This window comes from Ruegeria sp. YTSC004 (assembly GCF_059609805.1).
This window is the reverse complement of record NZ_JBXWMJ010000015.1, coordinates 75,268-82,296: the sequence shown is the minus strand read 5'-3', so window position 1 is coordinate 82,296 and position 7,029 is coordinate 75,268. Positions and strand designations below refer to the sequence as shown.

Annotated in this window: 8 protein-coding genes; all 8 read right to left on the bottom strand. The window is 52.9% G+C overall.

The window, feature by feature from the left end:
- Positions 1–247: 247 nt before the first annotated feature.
- The 8 genes from AC2FFP_RS20800 to AC2FFP_RS20765 all read right to left on the bottom strand — a co-directional run bounded on the left by AC2FFP_RS20800 (position 248) and on the right by AC2FFP_RS20765 (position 6,845).
- Positions 248–604 carry a hypothetical protein gene (locus AC2FFP_RS20800; protein ID WP_496881463.1) on the bottom strand — a complete coding sequence of 119 codons (357 nt, stop codon included), beginning with the start codon at positions 602–604 and terminating at the stop codon, positions 248–250.
- Positions 579–1,379 (bottom strand): serine hydrolase domain-containing protein, encoded by an 801-nt coding sequence (locus AC2FFP_RS20795; protein WP_496844398.1) that lies wholly within the window; start codon positions 1,377–1,379, stop codon positions 579–581. The genes AC2FFP_RS20800 and AC2FFP_RS20795 overlap by 26 nt, the downstream gene beginning before the upstream one ends.
- Before the next feature lie 411 nt (positions 1,380–1,790).
- The gene (locus AC2FFP_RS20790; RefSeq protein WP_496769967.1) at positions 1,791–2,360 is read right to left on the bottom strand and encodes a hypothetical protein; all 570 of its coding nucleotides are present in this window, start codon (positions 2,358–2,360) and stop codon (positions 1,791–1,793) included.
- A gap of 153 nt (positions 2,361–2,513) precedes the next feature.
- Positions 2,514–2,615, bottom strand: a complete 102-nt coding sequence (locus AC2FFP_RS20785; RefSeq protein ID WP_496726963.1) for a DUF2474 family protein — start codon at positions 2,613–2,615, stop codon at positions 2,514–2,516.
- Complete coding sequence (gene cydB, locus AC2FFP_RS20780; protein WP_496881462.1) at positions 2,612–3,613, bottom strand: cytochrome d ubiquinol oxidase subunit II; 1,002 nt, start codon at positions 3,611–3,613, stop codon at positions 2,612–2,614. The genes AC2FFP_RS20785 and cydB overlap by 4 nt, the downstream gene beginning before the upstream one ends.
- Positions 3,613–4,995 carry a cytochrome ubiquinol oxidase subunit I gene (locus AC2FFP_RS20775; RefSeq protein ID WP_496881461.1) on the bottom strand — a complete coding sequence of 461 codons (1,383 nt, stop codon included), beginning with the start codon at positions 4,993–4,995 and terminating at the stop codon, positions 3,613–3,615. The genes cydB and AC2FFP_RS20775 overlap by 1 nt, the downstream gene beginning before the upstream one ends.
- A 398-nt stretch (positions 4,996–5,393) precedes the next feature.
- Complete coding sequence (locus AC2FFP_RS20770) at positions 5,394–5,684, bottom strand: hypothetical protein (protein ID WP_496718691.1); 291 nt, start codon at positions 5,682–5,684, stop codon at positions 5,394–5,396.
- Between the two features lie 153 nt (positions 5,685–5,837).
- The gene (locus tag AC2FFP_RS20765) at positions 5,838–6,845 is read right to left on the bottom strand and encodes a helix-turn-helix domain-containing protein (protein WP_496769976.1); all 1,008 of its coding nucleotides are present in this window, start codon (positions 6,843–6,845) and stop codon (positions 5,838–5,840) included.
- Between the last annotated feature and the right edge of the window lie 184 nt (positions 6,846–7,029).

The window sequence follows — 7,029 nt, the reverse complement described above, 5'->3', positions numbered from 1 at the left end:
GGTGTGATAATAGCCCTGTCTCTTCGGGTTAAACTACCCAGCCGTCCGTCAATGAATACAAAGGCTCTGTTGATTGGTGTGGTGTTTGCTGCGGTCACTGTCGTCTTAACCCGGTACTGACCCGACGACGCTAAACGTAATACTTGGCTTGTCTTTAAAGAGCGACAAGGAGAAGGCTTGGTTATGCCAAAACGCTGGCAAAGCTGAGCTATTTGGCTCTGCGTTATAGGTTAACGCGCTTTAAAATTCATTTGCTCAAAGTCTCTGCAATTAATTTCATCGCAACCATCGAGTCCAGGTACATAGGTGTGTTCTGAACTTCTGGCTGGCTTGATAGCTTCACCATAACCACATCGTCATTTGCTTGAATAGTGTCAGCTATCCAATCTGAAGGGATAACTTGAGTGTCGTTAACCTTACCGTTGTCCAGCATCATTTTGCCAAATCGTAATAGGTCACGAGAGCTAGTGAATAACCCGCCACTGGTTTGAACAATCCTTTTGGGCCCCAGTTCGCTATATGCAGGGTCCTTAGCACCGATGTCCTGCCACAATTCGGCCAGTACATCTAAATAGCTCTCACCGGTCGCCGACTCGATAACCATACCAAGTAGTGCAGATTAGCACTGAACGGTAACTATATACTTCACCGTCTTCTACTAAGTTCTCGCGGTCACTCAGAGAAATCAAATACTCTTTAACGCCAGACTCAGTGTCACAAATTTCAACTTTTTCAGAGAGGTCCTGACCCAAGGAACAGAACAGATCACCGGCATCGTCTAAGTAACCACTGGAAGCATCTTTCCAATCAACAGCAGCGGTCATATCAAGTAGATGTCTAACCCTTGTATTTTTGAATGCTGAGCCATCCAACTCAGGCAGGTATTCAGTGATCAACTTTTTTGGATCTAATTTCCCCGCCTCAACCGCCAACCCTGCTGCCATACCCAACACTGTCTTGGTGATAGAGTGAATGCGGTGGGACGTATCCGCCCTCATGCCATTGAAATACTTTTCAGCGACGAGTTTACCATCGTGATAAATCAAAAAACTATCGGTATGCGTTTGATGCAACCAATCTCTGATATTTTGTTCTTCATTATTGCTAGCCAAAAAAACTAAGTTCTCAAGCTCAGTTGGGTATGGGGCTTTTTCAAGAGTACGTACCCAATCTGACGGTGGAAATCGTGCTAATTCTCCAAAAACATTTGTCCCTTCAAATATCCATGGGCTTCTATCTACAGACTCAACGGTTTCATCCCAGAATGAACCAGCCTCTGCGCTTGCTGGTTCGGTAGGAGAAGTACGTGCCGCACCAGAGCCCAAAAGAGCTATAGCAATAGCGGATGTCACTAACAGCTTTTTAGCATTTCTTTTCATTTTAGGGGATCTCCGCAGGATTAGGTAATGTCTAAGCAATCCAGCTATGCTTCAGCTCTGGTGTCTAGCTTCTTGTGCCTGGGCCGCGGGGCGGTCAGACGACTGCGACCAGTCTTCTGGTAGGACAGCATAGTAGTCGCAAGCGCCGGTTGGCTGATACAAGTGCGCTAGTCGCCTCATGCAATGCCCGCTTCGTCCGGATCTCGGAGGATGTAAAGCTCGTAATGAAGGTCCGCTTCGTGCGAGACCGGTCATCATCAACCGTTGAGCCTAAGGCGGCTTTGTCCGCTCACCGCCATTAGCCGTCTGGTTTCCAACGTCCGGTGTCGGGTGGCTGAAAAGGGGAATTTGCAGCCATCCGCATTTTTGCTCCAAAAGACCGCGGTCAGCCCAAAGCGGAAGTTCACTCGTCTAAGGCGAAACAAGTGGTTTTGGACGATTTTGCATTAGCCTAATCCCAAGTAACAGAGATAAACAACCAAACGCCAATCCCCCTGCGAGGGCATTTGCAATGAAAACACCACCAAATAGGGATATCGCTGTTCTTCCTGCCTGCTCGATAGATGTGCCCGCTACGATAGATACCCAGTCTTGCAGGTATAATGCGAACAGGACCGAGAACCCCACGGGTGAAATGATGAGCGCTGTACCGAGAGAGGCCAATCCTCGCCCGAAGACAGCCCGCAGTGTTGACCCTTTCAAAACTATTGCGGCTGTGAAAGCAAAAACAACAAATGCAGAAAGCAGGACTAGCAACATGTCCACAATTGGAGCGAGGTCTTTCGTGACCGTCCCTGCTAGGGCCGAGGTGAAGGGCAATAGAACAAAGGTAGCAAGCCCTGCGGCAAGGTGCCCGGTGAACAATTTTGGTAACTTGCCAGACGAGCGTTTGTCGCTCCGGTTTTTTGGCTTAGGTGGTTTGGGCAGATCCGGATCAATCTGATCCCACCGCACGGATATTGGTTTTGGACGAGAAAGCATAACAGCCCCCTTGGTTTGTTAAATTTGAGACGACCTAGCCAGCCGCTTGTTCTTGGGAATTTGGTAGGCCGGAACGGAGTTTCTTTCGGCGCTTGGACTGATATTTGCGTGATCTAGACATGCCGACGCGCGAACATTGGTGTCCTTGCCATCTCAAGTGATGAACATCCTGATTACGTAAGCGACAGTCGCTAGGCAAAAGACGCTGCCGAACCAGATCGCGCTGAACCAGAAAACTTGCTTTAGCAGTTTCAATGGTAGCTCTCCTCTGGATCGACCTTTCCGCGGAAAACCCAGTACGTGTAGGCGGTATAGGCCAGGATTATGGGCAACAGAACGACGGCCCCGACCAGAGCGAAGGCCAAGCTCTTATCCGGCGCGGCGGCTTCGGCAATCGTGAGGCTTGGGGGTAGCATATAGGGATAGAAGCTGATCCCAATGCCGATGAAGCAGACGACGAATAAGGCAATGGCCCAGAAGAAGGGTTGATAGTCTCTCTGTTCCCTCAGGCCGCGATCAAGCATCCATGCAATAACAGCAACGATAGCTGGCACTAGTACAGAGAAAACGATACCGGGCCACGAAAACCATCTGATCAGATAGACCGGATCTTGGAACGGGGTCAAAAGACTGATGAAGCCAATCAACGCGAGCGTCATTAGCATCAGCGGGCGGGTAAAAGAACGCATCTGGCGCTGTATCTCGCCCTTGGTTTTCATGTTGAGCCAGGTTGCTCCTAGCAAGGCATACCCGATCACCAAGGCCACACCCGTCGTGACAGAGAACGGCGTCAGCCAATCCCATTGTCCGCCTGCGTACAGCCGATCCTCGACCGGGATACCCTGGACCAGCGCGCCAAGCGCGATGCCTTGGCAGAGGGCGGCTACGGTTGACCCACTGTGAAACGCAACATCCCATAGCCAGCGCCCGCGCTCCGTTCGCCACCGGTATTCGAAGGCGACACCGCGGAAAACAAGCGCAAGAAGCATGATGATGACGGGCATGTAGATCGCGGGCATCACCACAGAATAAGCAAGCGGGAAAACGGCGAACAAACCTCCGCCCCCCATGACCAGCCAGGTCTCGTTACCGTCCCATACAGGCGTGACCGAGTTCATCATGACATCGCGATCTTTGTCGGATTTCGCGAATGGAAAGAGGATTCCAATTCCAAGATCGAAACCGTCCAGGATCACATAAGTCAGAACGGAAAAGGCAATGATACCGGCCCAGATTGTCGAGAGTTCAAGCATTACGCTGTCTCCGACAAAATAGAGATTTCAATGGGTTTGTGACTTTTCTGGAAACCTTCGACAGGTGGTTTCCCCATGAGCCGCAGCATGTAGAACGTGCCCGCTCCGAACACCGCGAAATACACAACGATGAAGGCAATCAGAGACGCGGCAACTGTAGGTGCATCCACTTGTGAGAGTGAGTCCGATGTCCGCATCAGCCCATACACAGTGTACGGTTGGCGCCCGACTTCGGTGGTGATCCAACCGGCCAGTACCGCCACGAACCCGCTGGGCGCCAACAGAACGGATGTCCGGTGCAGCCAACGATCTTCGTTGAGGCGGCCGCGAACCCGCAGAACAAGCGACCACAAGCCGATGCCCAGCATGGCAAAGCCGATAGCGAGCATAATGCGGAAGCTGTAGAACACAATCGCGACCGGGGGTTCTTCGTCGTCGGGGATAGTGTCCAGCCCTTCAAGCGGCGCGTTGGGATCATGTTTCAGGATCAGCGAAGATAGTTTCGGGATTTCGATGGCATAGTCCACGCGTTTTTCATCCTCGTTCGGAATGCCGAACAGGATAAGCGGTGCACCTTCGGGATGGCTGTCGAAGTGACCTTCCATCGCCATCACTTTCTGCGGCTGATGCTCCAGCGTGTTCAAACCATGAAGGTCGCCGGCAACGATCTGCAGAGGGGTGACCAGAACGGCCATCCACATTGCCATCGAGAACATTCGGGTGACCTCAGCCGTGCGATTGCGGCGTAACAAGTGCCAGGCCGCAACACCGGCCACCACGAAAGCAGTGGTGAGGTAAGCGGCAAGAACCATGTGTGTCAGGCGGTAGGGGAAGGACGGATTGAAGACAATCGACCACCAGTCGACGGGAATGAACTGCCCCAGTTCGTTGATGTCAAACCCAGCCGGGGTTTGCATCCAGGAATTGACCGACAATATCCACGTTGCCGAAATCAGCGTGCCAACGGCGACCATCGCCGTGGCCATCATGTGTAAACCGCGACCGACGCGTTCGCGACCGAAAAGCATTATGCCGAGGAAGCCTGCCTCAAGGAAAAAGGCTGTCATGACTTCATAGGCCATCAAGGGGCCGATTACGGGACCAGCGGTGTCCGAGAATGCGCTCCAGTTCGTGCCGAATTGGTAAGACATCACGATGCCGGACACGACACCCATCGCGAAGCCAACGGCGAATATCTTTTTCCAGTAGTTGAAGAGGTTCAGGTAGTCCTTGTCTTTTCGCCATAGCCAGAGGCCATTGAGAACAGCCAAGAAGCTTGCCAAGCCGATAGAAAAGGCCGGGAAGATGATGTGAAACGACACGGTAAAGGCAAACTGGATGCGTGCCAGGGTTTCTGCGTCGAAGTTTGCGAATAGGTTCATTGCCGCTTCCTTAGGCATTGGGTTCCAAAGAGCGGCAGTGAACAGAAGTGTTTCGGCTGCCAACTCGTCGATGTCATTCAGATGAGTTGGATTTGGGTTGGTAGCTGTTTCAGTTCGTTTGGGTTCTGGACGGTTGTTTTTGGGTTTTGGACAAAACTCGGTTCGAGATGGGCGACTGAAATTTGAAACCGAGAACGCCGCGAACGTGTGGCGTTCGAAGGCCCAAAACAAAGTTGCCACCCGGCTCGATTACGAGCAGGATGGCAACCTCTCAGAAACTGTGCGAGTTCTGTGTGGGATGGTCAGTCAAACAGCGTCTGGATGCTAACAGCGCATGCTGACCGGTCAGGTTTGTTCGGCGGTATTTCTCCTTTTTTTGTTTCGCTGGCGGTCGTGTCTTAGTCGTTCCAGTCTTTGTGTTCTTCTTTAAAGTCGTCGCGACGTTCTTGGGCTTCGTCTTGCGCGTCTTCAAAATTGTCCTTTTGGATCGCACCTCCTACGGCTCCGACCGCGGCACCAGCGGCCGCGCCACCTACGATGCTTTCGCCAGCGATACCGGCGACAGTGGCACCGACAACCGCTCCTTTGATCGCTTTGTCGGTGACGTAGTCAGCATGGGCTGTAGCAGCCATGGTGATCAGAAGTGCGCCTGAGATCGGGGCGATAAAGAATTTCTTCGAGGTCTTCATAGGGTTCATCCTTGTTCTGGGTTAGCAACCACCGCGGCTGCTGTGTGCCATTGAACTAGGTGACCTGACGGCCTGCTTTCTTTTGGAGACGGGACAAGGTTTTGTGGATCTTGGACATCTGGGCGCTTTCTGGATTGCATGGACCAGAAAAAGCTACCGGCCCGTTTTACGGAACCTTGCCGGCGTTTCACCTGTCCACCGTTTGAACGCTACTGAGAAAGCAGCCTGATCGGCGAAACCGAGCATAAAGGCCACGCGGGCGACGCCCTCGCCGCTACGAAGCATCCGCTTGGACAGGTCGCACAACACCCCTTCCAGTAGTGCCTTGAAACTTGTTCCTTCAGCCGACAGATGCCGGGTCATGGTACGCCGCGTCAGTCCAAGCTCTCCGGCTATATCGTCGCCGTTTGGTATCGGTCCGGGAAGACGCTCCCCGAGCATGTCCACAATGCGGTCGGACAGACTGCGGACTGCATCAGGCTGAGCCTTCAGTTGCTCTTCTCCGTGCCTGCGTAAATGCCCTAATAAGGTGGGATCTGCCGTTGGTATCCGAAAACTCATGCCGTTTGAGGGCAGAGCCAGGGCGTATCCGGACTTGAAGCCTAAGACTTCACATCTCGCCAAATCGGCCAGTAGCTGGCAGTGCTCGGCATCGTCCGTTTCCAACTCAATCGAGATCGGGGCAAGGCCGCCAGAGGTGATTTGTTGCACTCGCTTGTAAAGGCCGAAAATCAGCATTTCGCGATGGCGAGGATATTGATGCGCCGGGATAACACTGCTCTCCAGAGTTATCTTTGGCTCGTTGGGCGCCCCGACCACGTCAAGACGCAAGTCAGGGTCTTGCATTGCATAAAAGCGCTGCGTCAATACCAGCGCGTCTTCCACCGTTTCGGCAGCCCGCACGATGTAAGCCAGAAGTGTTCCGGGACCTTGTGCCGAAAGCCCGACCCGAGCGGCGAAGGTCTTGTCTTCCAAAATACGACACGCGGTTTCCACAGCGCCTGCTTCATGTAGCAGCTCGACAGTGGCGTCGGGGCTGTCGACGATATCAGAGGGTGCTCCCGCCATTTCCAGGACTTCAGGAAACGGAACCCGCGCGCCGGGCTCTTGCGAATAACGCAGCCCTACATTTTGCAGTCTATAAGCGCTGATGCGTGGCACTTTTGCGTCCTCCCCTGACTTGCACGCAACCTCCTGCAGTCACTGCAATTGTCCAGAAGCCAATAACAAATGTCCAGAACCCTCAGGATCGCGGATGCGATGACGGTTAGGTCCGGGTCATCAGAAAGGAAACGACCATGATCTACTTCGCAAGGTACTACCGCGTACTGAAGGCAATCCAAAA

Coding starts and splice junctions, on each gene's coding strand:
- AC2FFP_RS20775 (WP_496881461.1), bottom strand. CDS start 4,995: ATGAACCTATTCGCAAACTTCGACGCAGAAACCCTGGCACGCATCCAG.
- AC2FFP_RS20795 (WP_496844398.1), bottom strand. CDS start 1,379: ATGAAAAGAAATGCTAAAAAGCTGTTAGTGACATCCGCTATTGCTATA.
- AC2FFP_RS20790 (WP_496769967.1), bottom strand. CDS start 2,360: ATGCTTTCTCGTCCAAAACCAATATCCGTGCGGTGGGATCAGATTGAT.
- cydB (WP_496881462.1), bottom strand. CDS start 3,613: ATGCTTGAACTCTCGACAATCTGGGCCGGTATCATTGCCTTTTCCGTT.
- AC2FFP_RS20770 (WP_496718691.1), bottom strand. CDS start 5,684: ATGAAGACCTCGAAGAAATTCTTTATCGCCCCGATCTCAGGCGCACTT.
- AC2FFP_RS20800 (WP_496881463.1), bottom strand. CDS start 604: ATGGTTATCGAGTCGGCGACCGGTGAGAGCTATTTAGATGTACTGGCC.